At 66.5% G+C, this 17934-nt stretch carries 18 protein-coding genes; 2 read left to right on the top strand and 16 right to left on the bottom strand.

Features of this window, described 5'->3' with window-relative positions; translation table 11 throughout:
- Positions 1 to 8: 8 nt before the first annotated feature.
- The 15 genes from DAAJ005_RS13435 to DAAJ005_RS13370 form a co-directional block, all read right to left on the bottom strand.
- Entirely contained in the window at positions 9 to 749 is a 741-nt protein-coding gene (locus DAAJ005_RS13435) for an RNase H family protein (RefSeq protein ID WP_151847555.1), read from the bottom strand.
- Between the two features lie 280 nt (positions 750 to 1029).
- The gene (locus tag DAAJ005_RS13430) at positions 1030 to 1854 is read right to left on the bottom strand and encodes an alpha/beta hydrolase (protein WP_151847554.1); all 825 of its coding nucleotides are present in this window, start codon (positions 1852 to 1854) and stop codon (positions 1030 to 1032) included.
- On the bottom strand, positions 1851 to 2282 hold the full coding sequence (aroQ, locus tag DAAJ005_RS13425; protein WP_151847553.1) for a type II 3-dehydroquinate dehydratase: 432 nt from the start codon (positions 2280 to 2282) through the stop codon (positions 1851 to 1853). The genes DAAJ005_RS13430 and aroQ overlap by 4 nt, the downstream gene beginning before the upstream one ends.
- A 22-nt stretch (positions 2283 to 2304) precedes the next feature.
- On the bottom strand, positions 2305 to 3192 hold the full coding sequence (locus DAAJ005_RS13420; protein ID WP_151847552.1) for a dimethylarginine dimethylaminohydrolase family protein: 888 nt from the start codon (positions 3190 to 3192) through the stop codon (positions 2305 to 2307).
- A 72-nt stretch (positions 3193 to 3264) separates the two neighbouring features.
- Positions 3265 to 3783, bottom strand: a complete 519-nt coding sequence (locus DAAJ005_RS13415) for a transporter substrate-binding domain-containing protein (protein ID WP_255447984.1) — start codon at positions 3781 to 3783, stop codon at positions 3265 to 3267.
- A gap of 35 nt (positions 3784 to 3818) precedes the next feature.
- Positions 3819 to 4022, bottom strand: a complete 204-nt coding sequence (locus DAAJ005_RS19310) for a transporter substrate-binding domain-containing protein (RefSeq protein ID WP_255447983.1) — start codon at positions 4020 to 4022, stop codon at positions 3819 to 3821.
- Positions 4023 to 4084: 62 nt separating this feature from the next.
- Entirely contained in the window at positions 4085 to 5140 is a 1056-nt protein-coding gene (gene aroB, locus DAAJ005_RS13410; protein WP_151847551.1) for a 3-dehydroquinate synthase, read from the bottom strand.
- Positions 5127 to 5906 (bottom strand): shikimate kinase, encoded by a 780-nt coding sequence (locus tag DAAJ005_RS13405; protein ID WP_226342429.1) that lies wholly within the window; start codon positions 5904 to 5906, stop codon positions 5127 to 5129. Before DAAJ005_RS13405 ends, aroB begins: the two co-directional genes overlap by 14 nt.
- A complete protein-coding gene (gene aroC, locus DAAJ005_RS13400; RefSeq protein WP_151847549.1) occupies positions 5906 to 7054 on the bottom strand; it encodes a chorismate synthase in 1149 nt (382 codons plus the stop codon). Before aroC ends, DAAJ005_RS13405 begins: the two co-directional genes overlap by 1 nt.
- 123 nt (positions 7055 to 7177) lie before the next feature.
- The gene (locus DAAJ005_RS13395) at positions 7178 to 9448 is read right to left on the bottom strand and encodes a secretin N-terminal domain-containing protein (protein ID WP_151847548.1); all 2271 of its coding nucleotides are present in this window, start codon (positions 9446 to 9448) and stop codon (positions 7178 to 7180) included.
- The gene (locus tag DAAJ005_RS13390; RefSeq protein WP_151847547.1) at positions 9445 to 11163 is read right to left on the bottom strand and encodes a hypothetical protein; all 1719 of its coding nucleotides are present in this window, start codon (positions 11161 to 11163) and stop codon (positions 9445 to 9447) included. The genes DAAJ005_RS13395 and DAAJ005_RS13390 overlap by 4 nt, the downstream gene beginning before the upstream one ends.
- Positions 11160 to 11810: a type 4a pilus biogenesis protein PilO gene (locus DAAJ005_RS13385; protein WP_151847546.1), complete on the bottom strand. Its 651-nt coding sequence runs from the start codon at positions 11808 to 11810 to the stop codon at positions 11160 to 11162. Before DAAJ005_RS13385 ends, DAAJ005_RS13390 begins: the two co-directional genes overlap by 4 nt.
- Positions 11800 to 12552: a fimbrial assembly protein gene (locus tag DAAJ005_RS13380; RefSeq protein ID WP_151847545.1), complete on the bottom strand. Its 753-nt coding sequence runs from the start codon at positions 12550 to 12552 to the stop codon at positions 11800 to 11802. Before DAAJ005_RS13380 ends, DAAJ005_RS13385 begins: the two co-directional genes overlap by 11 nt.
- Positions 12539 to 13717, bottom strand: a complete 1179-nt coding sequence (gene pilM, locus DAAJ005_RS13375) for a type IV pilus assembly protein PilM (protein ID WP_075834308.1) — start codon at positions 13715 to 13717, stop codon at positions 12539 to 12541. Before pilM ends, DAAJ005_RS13380 begins: the two co-directional genes overlap by 14 nt.
- A gap of 606 nt (positions 13718 to 14323) precedes the next feature.
- Complete coding sequence (locus DAAJ005_RS13370; RefSeq protein WP_226342428.1) at positions 14324 to 15100, bottom strand: hypothetical protein; 777 nt, start codon at positions 15098 to 15100, stop codon at positions 14324 to 14326.
- A 13-nt stretch (positions 15101 to 15113) separates the two neighbouring features.
- Between DAAJ005_RS13370 and DAAJ005_RS13365 the strand changes: the two genes are divergently transcribed.
- Positions 15114 to 15569, top strand: a complete 456-nt coding sequence (locus tag DAAJ005_RS13365) for a hypothetical protein (RefSeq protein ID WP_151847543.1) — start codon at positions 15114 to 15116, stop codon at positions 15567 to 15569.
- 29 nt (positions 15570 to 15598) lie between these two features.
- On the opposite strand, the gene murF is transcribed toward DAAJ005_RS13365, so the two are convergent.
- A complete protein-coding gene (gene murF / locus DAAJ005_RS13360) occupies positions 15599 to 16885 on the bottom strand; it encodes a UDP-N-acetylmuramoyl-tripeptide--D-alanyl-D-alanine ligase (protein ID WP_151847542.1) in 1287 nt (428 codons plus the stop codon).
- A gap of 32 nt (positions 16886 to 16917) precedes the next feature.
- Between murF and DAAJ005_RS13355 the strand changes: the two genes are divergently transcribed.
- Positions 16918 to 17901 (top strand): acetamidase/formamidase family protein, encoded by a 984-nt coding sequence (locus tag DAAJ005_RS13355; RefSeq protein WP_151847541.1) that lies wholly within the window; start codon positions 16918 to 16920, stop codon positions 17899 to 17901.
- Positions 17902 to 17934 lie beyond the last annotated feature (33 nt).

Raw genomic sequence — 17934 nt, 5'->3', positions numbered from 1 at the left:
TGCCCGTCTCACCCCACCCCGAGGAATTCCACCTGCACGCCCGAAGCCTCCGCTGCCTGCCGGGCGCTGAGGAGCGCGGCCTGAGCTGCCGGGCGCAATGCGCGTTCTGGACGCTGCCACAACGCCTGGGCTACCTTGCTGGCGCGGCGCACCAGCAGCGATTCACCGGGCTGGGCCAGTTCCACCGCTGCCAGCAGGGCCTGGGCGCTGGGCGGCACCTCGGACATGGGATCAAGGGTGACATGTGCCGTGACCCGCTCGCCGCTGCGGCGCAGGCTGACGCGAGCTTCGGTCAATGCCGGGCGCTGCTCGATCAGCACGTCGGCCTGGGCCGCGTTCAGACCCGGCGTGCCGTTCCCGCGCCGCGCATCGTTCGCCAGATTGTGCGCCGAGAGCATGTGCCGCCGCGTGCGCGGCAGATAGCCCACCCGCAAGGTCACGCCGCGAGCCTCGGCCTCGTTCATCACTTCGCGCGCCAGTTCGCCCAGATGCTGGCCGCCGCGCCCGCGTGAGACGGCGGCGATCACGGCCTGATTATCGGTAAACACGCTCAGGGCTTCGCCTGCTGGGGCCAGCCGCACCGCTGCCAGCACGGCGCGTAACTCCGCCGCGTTGTTGTCGGGGGCCTCTAGCTGGCCCTGAAACCGCTGCGGCAGGCTGCCGGGCGTTCGCAGCACCAGTCCCCAGCCGCCCACGCCGGAGCCGTCCGGGAGTTCGTGCCAACTGGCATCCACGTAAGCGTGATTCACGGCTCGCCTCCCTGTGCTGTAGATGCCGCATCATGCTGGGCGGTTCCTGATTTCACACCCCAGCATCGCTGTTTTTCGGGGCGGGCGCAATCGGCCTGATGGCTGACCTTTGGTTCATACAGACTGCTCTGGACTCCACTTGCTGTTCTGGATTCTCATTGAGAAGTGCAAGCTCACGCCTGAACAGGGTTTTCATGCAATGAAGGTGTTCATGCGGTGACAGTCAGCTTTGATGGAGACAGGAAGTAGGAGCCACGCCTCCGTTCTGGGGTCATTTTCTCTAGCTTTTGCCCAGCAAGAACCGTAGAGCATCCGGCAGCCGCACCTTCCACGCGGTCTCTCTGTGGATTCCTTCCGGGTCTGCCTGGAAGCGCAGGCGTTCGCCCAGGCCCTTTTCCAGCAGCAGATCGCGCATGGCGTGGGCGTCGTCCCAGTACGCCTGCTGCTGCTCCGGGTGATCGGTGCCTTCCTTACCGCCGATGTCCATCCAGACCCTGCCCGCAATGGGCGGACTGTTCCGCACCCGCTCGAATGCCTCGCCCGCACAGGCCCAGAAAGCCGGACTCATCACGCCCGCGCCGCTGAAGACCTCCGGGCGCGTCAGCAGGGCGTGCAGGCTGATCAATCCTCCCATGCTGGAGCCGAGGAGAGAGGTGTGAGCGGCGTCGGGCAGCGTTCGCAGGTTGTCGTCGGCGAGTGGCTTGACCGTATCGATCAGAAAGCTGAGGTAATCGTCGCCGCCCCCGCCGCCTTCCACTTCCGGCGGAAATCCAGGGTGGCGCACCGGGCTGTACTCGTGATACCGCCGCTCATTGGCGTTGGGAATGGCGATGGCGATGGCCTCCAGCCCCTCCGCCGCCAGCGTGGTCAGCGCCTCGTCTGCGCCCCATTCGCTGAGGTTGTAACTGGTGGCCGTGTCAAAGACGTTCTGCCCGTCGTGGAGGTAGACCACCGGGTAGCGTTTATCGCGCTGAGAGTCGTAGGAGGGTGGCAGCCACGCCAGCACGGTGCGCGCCGCGTGTTTGTCGTCGCCCACCCCTTCCCACTGAAGCAATGTTCCGGTCACGGTGCTGTTCGGCTTCGCCGCGTAAGGTTGCCAGCTCACGCTTCCGCCTCGATCAGGTATTCCATCCCCAGACGGTACCCCAGAAACCCCAGACCACTGATCTTGCCCTTACAGACCGCCGCCGTCACCGACTTGTGACGGAACTCCTCGCGGGCGTCCACGTTGCTGATATGCACCTCCACCACGGGCAACGGCTGGCCGGAAATAGCGTCGCGCAGGGCGTAGCTGTAATGGGTCAGCGCGCCGGGGTTGATCACGATGCCGCCAAAACCCTGCTCCTGCGCCTCCTGAATCCATTCCAGAAGCTGGCCCTCGTAGTTGCTCTGGCGACAGGTGACGGCCTCGCCCAGTTCCGCGCCCCACGCCTCGCACTGGCGCTCCAGGTCTTCGAGGGTCTGTGAGCCGTACACGCCCGGTTCACGCAGGCCCAGGCGGTTGAGGTTGGGGCCGTTGAGGATCAGCAGCATGGGATGAGGTTAGCGCAGGGGATCAGGCGCGGCGCAGCAACGGTTTGGTCAGGCAGGTGGGACCGCCCTCGGCCTTCAGCGACAGCTCCTCGCCCACGTAGGTGTGGACGGTAAAGCCCGCCTCCTCCAGCCGCTTTTGGGTGACCGGATTGCCCGCCAGCATCAGGCAGGCGTTGGGCGACAGCGCCAGCACGTTGGACGCCTGGGTGGGGAATTCGGCGTCGGGAATCTCGATCAGGCGCATCTGGCGGCGCTGCAATTCCTGCCACAGCGGCACGGGCATCAGGCGCGGGTAGACCACGGCGGCGTCGGGGGCCAGCGGGCTGATCACCGACATCAGGTGCAGGCACGCTTCGGCCCCGTCGTAGACCGGCATGTCGTAGGCCATCACCGTCACGCCGCGCGGCTCCAGCAGGGCGCGCAGGGCGGCCACCCCCGCCTCGTTGGTGCGGAAGGTCCGGCCCACCGCCAGCGTGCGGTCATCCAGCCAGAACATGTCGCCGCCCTCAGCCCGCTGATCGCCTGTCAACCGTCCGATGATGGGGACGCCCAGCGCTTCAAACTGCTGGCCCAGCGCCTCTTCCTCGCCCTCGCGCAGCGCCTTGCCCAGTTGCAGCAGAATCGCGCCGTCGTTGGTGATCAGCGCCGGATCGTAGACAAACACCGAATCGGCCCGCGTGGGCTGATCTACTTCGTGGTACACCACCTCGGCCCCGGCCTCCCGCAAAATGGCCGTGAAGGCGTCGTGTTCGGCCTGCGCGGCGGCCAGATCGGGGCGGGCGGTGTAGTGCCAGGCCACCGGATCATCGACGGCAAATGCGCCATCGGGCCGCTTGACCAGCACCCGTCGCAGCGGCGCGGTCATGCTCTGGTGGAAGGTGCGGGCGGGCGTCGTTTCCGGTGTGGTCATGGGAACTCCAGCAAGAAGTGGGGCGGAGAGGGCAATCAAATCTCTCCGGGGCGTGAGTTCAGAGGGCTGACTTTACTTGCAGCGAATATCGGTCTTGAAGTATTTCTGCGAGATCTTGTTGTACGTGCCGTCCTTCTGCATTGCCGCCAGAGCAGCGTCCACCGCCGTCTTGACCGCTGCGTTCCCCTTGCCGATGGCAAAGCCGATCTTCTCCTGAAACAGCATGGAGCCGATCTGGAGTTTGGCCGCCGGGTTCTTCTCCTGCGCGGTCAGGGCCACAAAACGGTCCGTCACGAAGGCGTCCGAGCGTTTGGCCAGCAGGTTTTGCAGTGCGGCGGGATCGCTAGGCAGCGTCTTGATCTCGCCCACCCCCGGCACCTCGCGCAGCCGCTGGAAATAGGTGGTCCCCACCTGCACCACCACCGTCTTGCCCTTCAGGTCCGCCACCGTTTTCGGGCCACCGGGAGGGCTGAGGATCACCCCGCCAGAGCAATAATCGGGCGTGCTGAAATCCACCGCCTTCAGGCGCTCGGGCGTGATGCCGTGCGATCCCACCACGATATCGAAGCGCTTTTGCCCCAGCCCGATCAACAGGTTGTCGAAGGGCTGGTATTTCCAGACGGGTTTCAGGTCCAGACGGGTTTCAGGTCCAGACGGCGGGCCACCTCATTCATGACCTCCACCTCAAAGCCGCCCAGGGTCTCGCCTTTCAGGAAAATGAACGGCGGGTACGTGGGATCGGTGCCGATGGTCAGGCTACCAGGGGTGAGGAGTGTGGAAATGGGCGCGGCAGAGGCAACGCCCATTCCGCTCACGGCGCTGAGGGACAAACCTAGAACTGTGGACTTCCAATTGAACATACGGTCCTCCTGAAGGGGTTCAGTGTGACAGGTCAGTGCGCGGCGGGAAGGCCGCTCATCTGCACCTGCCATTCCGCAAACGCTTCCTGCAAAACGTTTTCCGGCACCCGCGTCAGGTACGGCTGGGCCAGATCGCACAGCAGCACGAAACGCACGCCCTGAGCATCGGCCTTCTTGTCTCGGGCCATGTAGGGCATGACATCTTCAAAGGTCAGCGGGGGCAGGGGCGCGGGCCGTTGCCACTCCAGGAAGGCCAGCGTGTGCGGCGTCAGGTCCGCGCCGCCCATGCTGCGGCTTAGCAGCGCGGCATAGTGCATCCCGTACCCCACCGCGTCTCCGTGCGTGACCGCGTGATCCGTGAGCGCCTCCAGTGCGTGCGCCAGCGTGTGCCCGAAGTTCAGATAGGCCCGCTCGCCCTGCTCGGTCAGGTCACGGGTCACGACACCAGCTTTGACGGCAATCGCGTCAGCCAGCGTGTCTTCCAGATTTGCGCTGCCGGGTTTGAACTCGGGCGAAAGCACCCGCTCCAGCAGACTGGGATCGGAGATCAGCCCGTGCTTGTACGCCTCGGCAGCGCCCTCGCGGAAGATGGCGTCCGGTAGCGTTGCCAGCGTGTCGGTGTCGCACCACACGGCCTTTGGGGGCCAGAACGCACCCACCAGATTCTTGCCTTCGGGCAAGTTGACGCCGGTCTTGCCGCCCACCGCCGCGTCCACCATGCCCAATAACGTGGTGGGCAGCGTGTAGAAGGCCACGCCGCGCAGGTAACTGGCGGCGGCAAACCCCGCAAGATCGGTGGCCGCGCCGCCGCCCAGGCCCACCACCGCGCCGTCGCGGGGAATGTTGGCAGCGGCCAGTTTAGACAGCACACCGCTCAACACTTCCAGCGTCTTGCAGTCGTCGCGGGTAGGAACCTCGATGGTCACCGTAGGGGAGAGGCTGGCCTGCACCGCCGCCACGAATTGAGCGGGCAGATCTACCGGATGGATCAGCGCGATATGTCGCTGTGGAACTTTCAGACTGGAGAGCAGTCCTGCACCCACCTCCACCTCATAAGGCTGCGCCCCGCCAACCTCAATCCGTCGCACGGTCTCCCACGGCTTCGGGTTCAGGGGACTCGGCCCAGGCGTGGGCGGCATCGGACCAGTTCCACAGGCGCTCGATGATTTCCTCCACGATTTCCTCGGAGGGGCGTCCGTCGCTGTGGACGTGGATGGTCCCCTGGCGGTACACACCCTCGCGCTCATCCATCAGGCTGCGGATTCGGCCCAGCGGGTCCTCGGCGCGCAGCAGTGGGCGGTCACTGTGCTTGGTGCGCTGGTACACGGTTTCAGGGGTGGCCCACAACACCACCACCGGGCCGCGTTCCAGCAGGGCGGCGCGGTTGGCTTCATGAATGAAGGTGCCGCCTCCCAGACTGATGACCGCGTGTTCCAGCCTGGAAACGCGGCTGACCACCTCGGCCTCGCAGGCGCGGAAATAGCCCTCGCCCTCCTGCTCGAAGACCTCGGGGATGCTCTTGCCCACCACCCGCGTGATCAGCTTGTCGGTATCGACGAAATGCAGCGCCAGCGCACGCGACAGCTCCCAGCCCACGCGGCTCTTTCCAGTCCCCATGAAGCCAGCCAGCGCCACCCAGTCGACTGGGCGTTCGATCAGGCCCGTACCCCACATGGGGGACAGTCTAGAGGACTCACCTGTGAGGGAAGTAACAAAGGCACGGTCTGACGTGCCCTCGGGCGGTTCGGGCGGGGCGGCCAGCAGCACCTGGAGCGCGTCCTCCACGCATTCGGGCAGGCATTCCAGAGCCGACTCCGGGTGGGACGTCTGCGGCGCGGCCTGAGCTGATTCCACTAGTACGACTGCGCGTAGGCCCGCGCCGCTGCCACCCGTTCCTGCAACTCGGCCAGGGTATCGCCGCCAAATTTTTCCTGAATGGCGTCGGCGATCACAAAGCCGATCACGCATTGCAGGATGACCCCGGCGGCGGGCACAGCGGTGGTGTCGCTGCGCTCGCGGGCCGCGTCGGACGCCTCGTGAGAGACGACGTTCACGGTAGGCAGCGGCTTCATCAGGGTGGCAATCGGCTTCATCGCCACGCGGACCACCAGTTCTTCGCCGTTGGTCATCCCTGCTTCCAGACCGCCCGCGCCGTTGGTGTCGCGGGCGTAGGTCCCGTCCCGGTAATGGATGGCGTCATGCACACCGCTTCCGGCCTTCACGGCATTGTCGAAGGCCCGCCCGATCTCCACCCCTTTCATGGCCTGCACGCTCAGGCACGCCTGGGCAATCCGCCCGTCCAGCTTGCGGTCCCAGTGGACGAAACTGCCCAGGCCCACCGGCAGCCCCCGGAAGCGCACTTCCAGAATGCCGCCCAGCGTGTCACCGTCCTTCTTGGCGGCGTCGATGCGTTCGCGCATTTTTTCTGCGGCGTCGGCATCCGGCGTCCGCAAGTCGCTGTCCTCAATGGCCTCCAGCGCGTCCCAACTGAAGTCCTGCCTGGTTTCGATTCCGGCCAGACTGGACACGTAATTCGCCCCCTGAATGCCCAGCTCTTCCAGCAGCTTCAGGGCCACGCTGCCCACTGCCACCCTTGCCGCCGTCTCGCGGGCGCTGGCGCGTTCCAGCACGTCGCGCAGGTCCTTGTGGCGGTATTTGATGCCGCCAGTCAGGTCTGCGTGGCCGGGGCGGGCGTCGGTCAGGGCCTTCTTACGCGGCTCGCCGCCCGGTTCCGGCGACATGATCTCGGTCCAGTTGCGGTGGTCCTTGTTCTCGATCACCAGCGCAATCGGCGCTCCGGTGGTCCGCCCGGCCCGCACGCCTCCCGTAATCGCGGCCTCGTCGGTCTCGATCACCATGCGCCGCCCGCGCCCGTAGCCGCCCTGTCGCCGCCGCAGCCACGGGTCGATGTCCCCTTTGCCCAGCGGCAGCCCCGACGGCACCCCCTCGATGATGGCCGTCAGTTGCGGCCCGTGCGATTCTCCAGCGGTCAGATACCTCATATGGGGTGACTGTAGCGCCCGGTTCACGTCATTTGACCCGCCATGCCCAAACAGGGTGGGGAAGACTGGAGACAGCAAAAGGCCCCCCTCCGCTTTCAGGAGGGGGGCGGTGGAAATTTGAGATTACTTGACGATGTTTCCGGTGATGACCACCAGGAGCTGGGTCTGTTCCTTGCGGGTGGATTCCTTGCCGAACAGGCCGCCGATCACCGGGATGCTGGACAGGAACGGTACGCCGTCGTTGTTGCGGGTTTCCTTGGTCTTCAGCAGGCCGCTCAGCAGCAGGGTCTCGCCGCTCTTGAAGGTCAGCGTGGTCTGGGCCTCGGAGTTGGTGAACTGAAGCAGGTTGGGCACCGTGGCGGCGGTGATGACGGTGGTCAGATCGTTGACCTGGCCGCGCACGCGCATGGTGATTGAGCCGTCCGGGGCCACCTGCGGGTTGTAGAAGTCCAGGTTGACGCCGTAGTCGATCTGCTTCTGAATACCGGGCACGTTGGCCGCCGCCGAGGGGATGTTAAGTTCCAGCCGTCCGCCGGACTTGACGCTGGCCGCCGCCGTGCCCGAGGCGTTCTGGGTCTGGCCCTCACTGCCCAGCGAACGCTGACCGCTCTGCATGGTAATCGCGCCGTCGTAGACGCTCTTGGACAGGCCCTGGTTTTGCAGGGTGTTCAGCGTCGCGCCCAGATTGAAGCCCATCAGACTCTGGGTGGGGTTGAAAGCCGCGCCCAACCCGCCGCTGCCCGCCGAGACCTGGAAGCCGCCGAAGCCGATTTTCCAGTCCATGCCCAGGCTGCGGGCCGCCGTTTCGGTGATCTCCTGAATGCGGACCTGCACGTTGATCTGCGGCACCTTCTGGTCCAGTTGCGGAATCAGTTGGGCCACCTGCTCGACCTGATCGGAAGTGCCGCGCACGATCACGCTGTTGGTGCGCTTGTCGGCGATGATGGTGGCGGGCTGGGCCGCAGATGTGGCCGCGCCGTCTGCCGCAGCGGTGCCCGTGGTCTGGGGTTGCAGGGGCGCATTGGCCAGAGGACCGTTGGTGTAGGGCTGCCCGGTAATTGGGTTGATCAGGGTGGAATTGGGGGTCAGGATGTTCGGGGTCACGTCGCGGGCCAGGGTGCCTTCCAGGGTGGCCTTGACGTCCTCAGCGCTGGCGTTGATCAGTGTAAAGACGCGCTGCACGGTGCTGGCGGCCACGGGCGCGGCCATATCCACCTGTCCCAGCAGGGCCAGCGCGGCGCTGAGCTGTTCCTGCGGGCCGCTGATGACCAGCCGCTCGGTGGTGCCGATGGGCGTGACCTTCAGGCCCGGATACTGCGCCGCCAGGAACTTGGTCACGTCGTCGGATTTGCCCCTGGCCGCGTAGACCTGGGTGCCCAGTTTGGGGTCCGGCGCGGCGCTCACGGGGCGGTCCACCTGGGCCAGCAGCTTGAGTGCCTCCCCGAGCTGATCTTCTGGGCCGCTGACCACGATCTGTCCGGTGGTGCCCACGGGCGAGACGTTCAGAGCCGGATACTGCTTGCCTAGCAGTGCCACCACGTCTTCCTGACGGCCATTGACACTGTAGACGCGCTGGACGTTTGCAATGGGGGTGGGCTTGACGATGGCCGGGGCCGACGCCTGCGCGGCAATGATCTGGTTCAGCAGCCTTTCAACCTGCGCGACTTCCTGATTGGTGCCCCGGATGATCACGCTGTTGGAAACCGGCTCGGCCACGATCCGCATGGTGGGCGAATCCAGGATGATTTCCTCCTGGCTGGCCTCGGTGGTGGTGTTGCTGGCCTGTGCTCCGGCCACACCTGCGGCGGGCGCGGCGTTGGTCTGGCTGCTGGTGATCTTGCGCAGGCTGCCGAAGGACAGCTTGAGCTGCCGCTCGGTGTCGGCGGCACTCAGGCCAGCGGGCAGCCTGACGATCTTCTGGATGGGCTTGATGCCCACGCGCAGCACAGTTTTGCCGCCGATCCCCAGCGACTCGTAGCTGAGGCCGTAAATATCCAGCACCAGCGGCCAGACCTCGTTGAAGGGCTTGTCCTTGAACGAGTACGACACGACGCTGCTGGCTGCGGCGGGCGCTGCGCCAGCGGAAGCGGTGGCTGCGGTGGGGGCCGAGACGCTGTTGGCCTGCAACACGCCGTCCACGGAGGGTTCAATGATGATCTCGTAGCCCGCGCTCATCGCCAGGGCAATCAGCATGGAGGCCAGATCGCTGCCCGCGCGGCGGACCTCGAAGGTCACCTTTGCGCCGGAAAGCTGGGGGTCGGCCACGGCAGACTGCGCGGCGCTGATCTTGGGAGCGGCGGCGGGAACAGCCTGGTTGGGGGTGGTCTGCGCGGCGGCCATGCCGAGCGCGGCGGTCAGCAGGAGGGCGTAACGGTTCATCATGGCTTGGCTCACCTTTGGTCCAGTTCGAGAGTTTTGAGTTCTTTGCCCAGGCTCAGGACAGCGCTGGTGGCGCTCACTTCCTTGACTGTGACCTGAGAGTTGGGGAGGGTCTGGCCCACGGCGACGACCACGTAACCGTCCTGGCCCCGGAAGATGGCGGTGTTGATGGGACCGAGAACGGCGGCGTTAAAGGCCAGTTGCTGCTTTTGCACGAACAGATCGAGCTTGCTGGCACTGGAGGCCGCGTCCGTCGCGTCTCCCTCGGCTACGCTCTGGCCCAGCGAGGTGATGACCTGTGGGCTGTTGCCGGGAGCAGGGGTGCCGGACGCGCTGCCGGTGGACCCTGGGCGGCCAGCACCAGTGGTGGCCGTAGCTGCCCCCTGGGCGGGTCTGGACGGGGTGACGGGCACGCGGGTCACGTTTGGCACGTTCATCCCGGTGATGGGCGGCACGATGGGCTTGGGCGGTTTGGGGGCGGTGATGACCACTGCGCCCTGCGAACTGGTCTGGCCACTGGCCTGTCCAGCGGTCTGGCCCGGAGTGCCTGCGGCGTTCGGGTTTTTGGAGGCCGCCGTGCCCGAACCGCTGGTTGCGCCCGTGCTGCCGCCGATCACGGTCACGCCGGAGTCGCCGCTGTTGCCGGAGATGGTGCGGCCAGGAGCGTTGCCGGAGACGGTGCCGCCTGCGCCCGTGTTGCCGGAGCCGCCAGGAATGGCGCTGCTGGAGGTGACGCCGCTGCCGGGGACGTTCAGACCCGCGCTGGGGTTGCCCAGTCCTGTGCTGCCGTCCCCACCGGGAATGCTGGGCAGGCCGCTGGTGCTGCCGGACGTGACGCCCGTGCTGCCGCCCGCGCCGGGGATCGGGCTGATCGCCAGCGGTCCGGCGTTGGTGCTGGGCGTGATCGGCGTGGTCTGCACGCTGCCGCCCGAAGTGCTGGCCTGTGGATTGGAGGGTCTGCCGCTGCCTGCCAGACCCGAGGCGGCTACCGGAGCAGCGGCGTTCTGGGCGCCGGCCTGGGTGCTGGGGTCCACCGACAGGGGCCGGAAGGGGTTGTTGCGGGGCACGCTGGCGATGCTGGCCTGGGGGTTGATGCCGCCGGGGGTCGCCGTGCCGTCGGGCGCGCTGGGCACCTCGGGGGTGGGGAAGGGCGGAATGACCTCGATCTCCACGGGCCGGTTGGGCTGCACGGCCAGGGCGCCGGGGTTGCCTGCGCCCACGTTGCCTGTACCTGTGCCGTTCTGCCCGGACGCGCCGCTGGACGGGATCAGGGGCACCGTATCCGCGCCATTGCCCAGACCCGTGCCATCGGGGGCCGCGCCAGTGTTGGGGCTGGTGCTGGGCTGCCCAGCGTTCGCCGTAGGGGTTCCGGGCTGGCTGCCGGGCTGGCTGGACGTCGCCGCGCCGTTGGCTGGAGTGTTGCCTGTGGCGCTGGCTGGATCACTGGAAGGATCGCTGGCTGTCCCTTCACCCGTGGCAGCCACGCCGTCGTTGCCGGGGGCCGTGTCGCCGGGAGCCGTGCCCGCTGCGGTGCCGGTGGCCGGATCTGCGCCCGTGCTGGGCAGGGCCTGGGGGTCCGTCCCAGTGCCTGTCGTTCCGGTGGGAGAGGAGGGGGCAACCAACGTGCGGCTGTTGGTCCAGACGTACCACGCGCCGATCAATGCCACCATCAGGAGCAGCAGCAGCAGCAATTTCATCTCGCGGGAGAGTTTGATGGGCGCGCGGGTCACTGGGTTCCTCCTGGGGCGCTGGTGGGGGCGCTGGGGGCCGCTTCCGGTGCCTGTGTGGTTCCGCCTGCGGCCTGGGCGCTGGCCTGGGCCGGGGCGAAGGTGTAGACGGTCAGGCCCAGGGTGCCCTGCAATTCGGGATCGAAGCTGGTCGCGGCGGGCAGTTGCAGCGCCACGTTGTTGACGGTGGTAAAGCGGCCAGCCGTTTCCAGGGCGCGCAGGGTCTCGAACATCTGGGCAAATTTGCCGGACACGCCCACGCTGAGGCCGATGGGCCGCACGCCGCCGGGAAGTCCGGCTGCCGCGCCGCTGCCCTGCACCGCGAAGGTGTTCAGGGTGGCCCCGCTGGCCGCCGTGGTGCGGCGCAGTTCATCGAGGACCGCGCCGAAGTTGGCGGCCTCAGGCAGGGCAGTCACGAACTCCTGCTGGTCGATCCGCAGTTTGGCGACGCGTTCACGCAGTGCGGGCAGGCCCTGCGAGGCCGAACGCATGGTGGCCACGCGGGCCTGGAGTGGCTCGATCTGACTTTGCAGGTCCGTGATCTGCTGCTGCCGGGGCTGAAAGCGCAGCACGAACCACAGCGCCAGCACCAGCAGGCACACGGCCATGACGATCAGAAACAGGTTTCTGGGAGAGAGTTTAGTTAACACTGCCCGCTCCTTGTGCTGGCGTGGCTGCCGGTGGGGCTGGGGCTGCGCCCGGAGCAGCCTGCACCGCTGGCGTCTCGGTGCCCACAGGTGGCCCGCCCACGATCCCGACGCTGGCGGTGAAGGTGTAGCGTTTCTTTGCGCCCACCGCACCGTTCTGGCCTGCGCCGATCAGGGCTGCGCCGCCCTGCGCGTCACTTTGCAGGGACTTGAAGTTCACGCCGAAATTGGGGTTGTCCTCGTAGAGTTTCAGGAAATTCACCACGGCCTGCTGGCTGGTGGCCGTGCCACTCAGATCGATCTCGCGCGTCACCGCCTTGCCCATGTAGATGCCGCCCTGTTGCAACGTGATCAGGTTGCCTGCGTCCAGATTGCGGATGGTCATGGAATTGACCGCCAGACTGCCGTCATTGGGAAGCTGCGAGGTAAAGGCGGCCAGATCGTTGGTCCAGTATGTTTTGCCGGTTCTGAGCTGCTGGGCGATGGACGTGACCTGTTCCAGGGTGCGCGCCTCCGCCGTCAGGGTGTCGAATTCCTGCTTGGCGGGGGCCAGCGCGGCGACGTCGCCGTTCAGGGCGTCCAGCTCGCGGTTCAGGTCACCCACGCGGGTGGAGGTGACCACTTCCGGGATCAGGATGGCGGCCACCAGCGCGATGGGCAGGGCGTAGGTGGCGTAGCGCCACGCGCTGGGGGCGGACTGCCTGCGGTACTGCGCGGGCAGCAGGTTGATTTCAACCACGGCCACTCACCCCCCGCAGCGCCAGCCCCAGCGGCACGGTAAATTCCGGCGCGTTGGTCTGGAGGTAACCGGTGTCCACGTTGGCCTGATCGGTCTGCACGGTCAGCCACGGGCTGGCGATTTCCACCCGGAAGCCCAGCGCGTCGCTGATAGCCGCCGCCAGACCGCGCAGTTTCGCGCCGCCGCCGGCCAGGAAGGTCCGGTCGATGACCACGTCGCCGCTCTGGACCCGGTAGAACTCCAGCGAGCGGCGGATCTCGGTGATCAGGTCGCCCAGCACCGGGCGCACCACCTCGAACACGCGCGCCGGGCTGTACTGCTCGCGGGCCATGTCGAAATTCAGCAGGTCTTCCTCGTCCTCGGTGGGCGTGGTGGCCGTGGCGTAGCCCAGCTTGACGTCCTCGGCGGCGCTGAAGTCCAGATCGAAGGCTTTTTGCAGCGCGGTGGTGAAGTCATCGGCGGCCACGTTGATGTTGCGTGCCATCAGCACCCGGTCACCGCGCACCAGACTGATCACCGAGCTGCTCGCGCCGATCTCCATGACCAGCGCCACCTCGCCGGATTCGGTGTAGTTGGTGCCGGTCAGGGTGCTTTTGGTCAGGTGTTCGCCCAGCAGGTTGCCGCGCAGGGCGCGCAGGGCCGCGAAGCTTTTCAGATCGATCACGGTGGGTTCCAGGCCCGCCAGCCGCAACACCTCGATCTGCCGGGCCACCGCCTCGGTGGGGGCGGCGGCGATCACCACTTCCAGTTGCCCGTCCTCGGGGATGGTGGCCGGATCGTCCAGGATGTCGAAATCCAGGCTGACGTCGTTGATCGGGTACGGGATATAGCGTTCGGCCTCCCACTTGATGGCCTCCTGGAGGTCCTTGCGGTCCATCTTGGGCACCATGATGTTGCGCGTGACCGCCGACTGGTTGGGCACGGCGGTCACCGCGTATTTTGTGGTGATGCGGTGTTCGGCCAGCAGCTTGCGCAGTTCGTTGGCCACGGCCTGGGGTTCGACGACCAGACCGTCCTGCATGCTGCCGATGGGCGTGGGCGTCATCACGGCGTGCAGCAGCGAGGGCGGCGAACCGGCCCGCAGCGCCACCACCTTGATGGCGCTGGTGCCGATTTCTACCCCGAGCGCAGCGGGGCGCGGGTTGAGCAGACGTTGTACGAAACTAGACATTCTCCCTCCAGATTAGGGTGGATTTTAGCAGGCGCTCATCTGTCGGGAGCTGTTCCAGACGGGGAAAAGGGACGAAGGACGGCGGGCGGGAAGACAGAACGCTGCGGCTACCATAGGCCCCTCCATGCAACCACTCCGGCGCTTACCGAACTCTGACACGGTGAAAAACCGTGCCTGGCTCTCAGAATGCGCTGGGCGGTCTGAACGCATGGAGACCGTTTTTCTGCCACGCAGTAAAAAACAGAAAGCGTTAATAAAAAGTCTCTTTTCTAAGAAGTGTGTGGAAGGGCCTCGGGGAGATTCAGGCAGTTGAAAGAGCGGGAAGACGCCCCCGCAGAGCTGACCCGCCGAACAGTATGGCCTGGAATGGATGTGACGCTGGTTGCGCTGGCCGCCTTGAATAGACGGATGTGGGCGAAGAGAGGGGTGTGTGCAGTTTGGACTTGATCATCGGTACAGAACAGGTGGCCCAGGGTAGTTCACACAGAGCAATTCACGCAGGGTAGTTCGTACATAGCAATTCACGCATGGTAGTTCGTACATAGCAATTCACGCAGGGCAGATGTAATCGGGCAGGTGTATCCAGCCCCCCACCCCCACTTGCTGTTACCGCTCACGCAGGTCTACACCGAAGACGCGCACCCCACCCTGCGGGCTGACCGTGACCACATCGCCCCCCACCAGCCCAATTCTTCCTGGCCCGTGCGGCACGCGGCCCACCACACCTCCCGCCGTGTCCAGCCGCTGCAACTCGCCGTTCGCCAACCGGTAGGTGCCGAAGTCCGTGGTCACGCCGGGAACGTCTGCCGATGTCACGCCGGTGGGCGTGGCGCGCAGATACGGCCCCGCGCTAGTTTCCAGCACTGCGCCGTCGGCTACCCGTAGTAGCTTGCCGCCCAGCAGCACGTAATCCTGGCCGCCCCCGCCCGTGATGGCCGCCGACGGCGCACCGATCACGCCGCGCGCCGCCGCTCCCGCGTAGGTCACGGCAGTGCCGTCCTCGCGGTAGGCACGGGTATTGCTCAGGGCCACCACGCGGCCTACCTGAGCGGTCTGGGCAGCGCGGTCCAGCGTGATCACCGCGCCCAGACCCGGAACGGCGGCCCAGGCGTCCCCGCCGTTCCAGCCCACGTCCACCGCCGGGGGCAGGTTGGGGCAGCTCACGCGGTATGACGGCACACGCGCCACGCAGGCCCGCCCGCCCGAAACCCAGGCCACGCCTTCGGGAGCAAAGGCAGCCCGGAAACCTGGGTCAGCGGGCGCGGCGACGGCAGCCGGACGGACGGGCTGAGACTGGGCTGGAGCTGGGGCGCAGGCCACCAGCGGCAGCAGACCCAAAGACAGTGGCAAGAGGCGGCGCATCACAGTCATTGTTCCCGGCATTAGGCTGGGGTACATGAGGCAGCCCATCACCCACTTCGCCCGGACCCGCGATCAGTTTGAGAGCGCGCGTCTGAGCTACCAGCGCCCGGATGTCGCCTTCTTCTCGGCGGGGGCGTGCCAGATCCTGGCCTTCGCCTTTCTGGAAACGTATCCGCATGCAGGCTTCCGGCCCCGCTTCATCTACCCCACCCCCGATTTCGACGGAAGCCACATCTACGTCACAGACGGCCAGACCGCATTTGATGCCCAGGGCTACGTGTCCGAGGCGGGGTTGCTGCGCCGCCACCACGCCGCCTACGCCCCATACTGGCAGGGTGGCGTGGAGGACATCACCGTGCCAATGGCCGAATTCTGTGCGGCCAATGATCACGCCGCCCCCGGCTATTTTCCGCCGGGTGTGTGGGAGCGGGCGCTGGCGTATCTGGATCAGTTTCCAGCGCCGGACTCCTTGATCCTGTCCCGCAACTGAACCCTGTCCCGTTACTGGATACAGGCCCGTTACTGAATCCTGTCCCTCATCTCAAGTAGCGCGTCCACCACCACGTCCAGTCCCACGCCCTCCTGTGCGCGTTTTTCTGGCGCAAAGCTGATGCCTCGGCTGGCTTTGATCAGCACCACGTCGCCGTCCCTGACTTCTGCAAGCAGGGCGGCGGTCAGTTCCGGTACCGTGGCAAACGCCCGTTCGCCCAGCTCGGCGGCGAATGCGCCCACGCCGTAGGTCAGGTCCGCTTTTGCCCGCGCCTCCTGGCCCACCTGCGCGTGCAGCTCCTGCTCCGTGTCTCCCAGTTCCAGCATGCGCCCCAGCACGCTGATACGGCGGCCTGGCCCTGGCATCCCCGTTAGGGCGTCCAGCGCGGCAGAGACGGCCACAGGCGAGGCGTTATAGGCATCGTCGATCACTGTGAAGCGCCCCGCGTGGACCCGGTAGCGGCCACCCGGCACGCTGACCTCCGAGAGCCGCGCCGCCGCCTCTTCTAAATCCAGACCCGCTTCCCGCGCCAGCAGCAGCCCCAGCACCGCTGCCTCGGCCTGCACGCGGGCAGCCAGAGGCAGGGTGACTTCTCTTCCCTCAAAAGTGAATGTTGCGCCCTGCGGCGTGACCTCCAGGCCCTGCCCGGCGTGCTTCACGTCCCCAAAGCCGTAACTCTCCGTACCCTTGTAGAACGGCGCGGCCTGAGCGCCTACCAGTCCGCGCACACCGCGCAGAATCTCGCCCTTCTCTCGCACGATATTCTCGATGCTGCCCAGTTGCTCCAGATGCGCGGGGCCAATCGCCGTGACCACGCCCACGTCCGGGCGCACCAGTTCCACCAGTTCGGCCATTTCACCCAGGCGGTCAATGCCCATCTCTACCACCAGTGGCCCTGCGGAGGCTCCGAACTCGATCAGAAAGCAGGCGATGGCGGGCTGCGTGTTGTACACGGGCATGAAGTGGGCTTTCAGCGCCGCCGCCGCATACGCCTTAGCGGTGGTCTTGCCCGCGCTGCCCGTGATGCCAATGACCCGCCCATTCTTTGCCCGCTCGGCCTGCGCCCAGGCCTTTAACGCTGCCCAGGCATCCGGCACCCGTACGGCGCGTGGCACGTCCAGATCAGTAAGGACGAAGGGTGCGCCCGCTGCCAGCGCCGAGTCCACGAAGCGGTTGCCGTGCATCGTCTCACCGGGTAGGGCGACAAAGGCCACGTCGGGGCCAGCCTCGCGCGAGTCCCAGGTCAGGCGGGCGGCGGGGCGGGCGTCCGGGTGAACGGCGGCGGAAAAGGGGAGGGCGGCGTGTGGATTGAGCATTGTTTTCCAGAATAGTCGGTAGGCTGTGCCGCATGACTGACCATCACCTGAGCGCCCAGTTCATTCACACCGTCTGGGACCGTGCGCTGCCGCCTGCGCTACGGGTGCGGCCCGGCGACACCCTCACCTTCGACACGCTGGACGCCTCGGACGGTGGGGTGGCGCGGCGGGTGGTGGCCGGGGAATTGACAGTCCCTGCCGCGCTGGACGCCCTGATCCGCGCCGATGCCCGTCCTGCCCGTGATGCGCCGCGCGGACATCCGCTGACTGGCCCGGTGTTTGTAGAAGGTGCCCAGCCCGGCGACGCCCTGAAGATCGACATTCTGGAAGTCCGGCCTGCCGCCTGGGGCTGGACCGCCTGCCGCCCGGACGGCATTGGCCTGCTGGACGCCGTGCTGGCCGGGGAAGGCTTGCAACCCTACACGCATTTCTGGGATCTGCGGGCAGGCACCCACACGGATTTTCTGCCCGGCATTCGCCTTCCGCTCGCGCCTTTTCCGGGTGTGATCGGGGTCGCGCCCGCTGCGGACGGCCCCCACCCCACCGCGCCGCCCCGGCAGGTGGGCGGCAATATGGACATCCGGCAACTGGTGGCGGGCAGCACGCTGTTCTTGCCGGTTGAAGTTCCTGGCGCGCTGCTCTCGGTGGGCGATTTACACGCGGCGCAGGGCGACGGCGAATTGTCGGGCACAGGCATCGAGATGGCGGGCCAGATTACACTGCGTGTCGGGCTGGAAAAAGGTGCGGGCCTGACCACGCCTGAATTCCTCACGCCCACGCACGGAGGCACCAGTTCGCGCTGGCACGCCACCACCGGGCACGATCCAGACCTGATGACCGCCGCACGTCTTGCCCTGCGCGCCCTGCTGCGGCGATTGACCGCGCGCGGCCTCAGCCTGGAACAGGCCTACGTGCTGTCCAGCGCCTGCGTCGATCTGAAGATCAGTCAGGTGGTGGACGCGCCGAATTACACGGTCAGCGCCTTCCTGCCGCTGGATATTTTTGTGGACGGGTAGGCGGCGAGGAAGGAGTAGTGCCGATGAAAATGG

The organism is Deinococcus sp. AJ005, assembly GCF_009017495.1.
In the GTDB taxonomy this organism is placed as follows: Bacteria; Deinococcota; Deinococci; order Deinococcales; family Deinococcaceae; genus Deinococcus.
The sequence above is the reverse complement of the archived record's forward strand: the minus strand, read 5'-3'. Positions and strand labels throughout refer to the sequence as shown.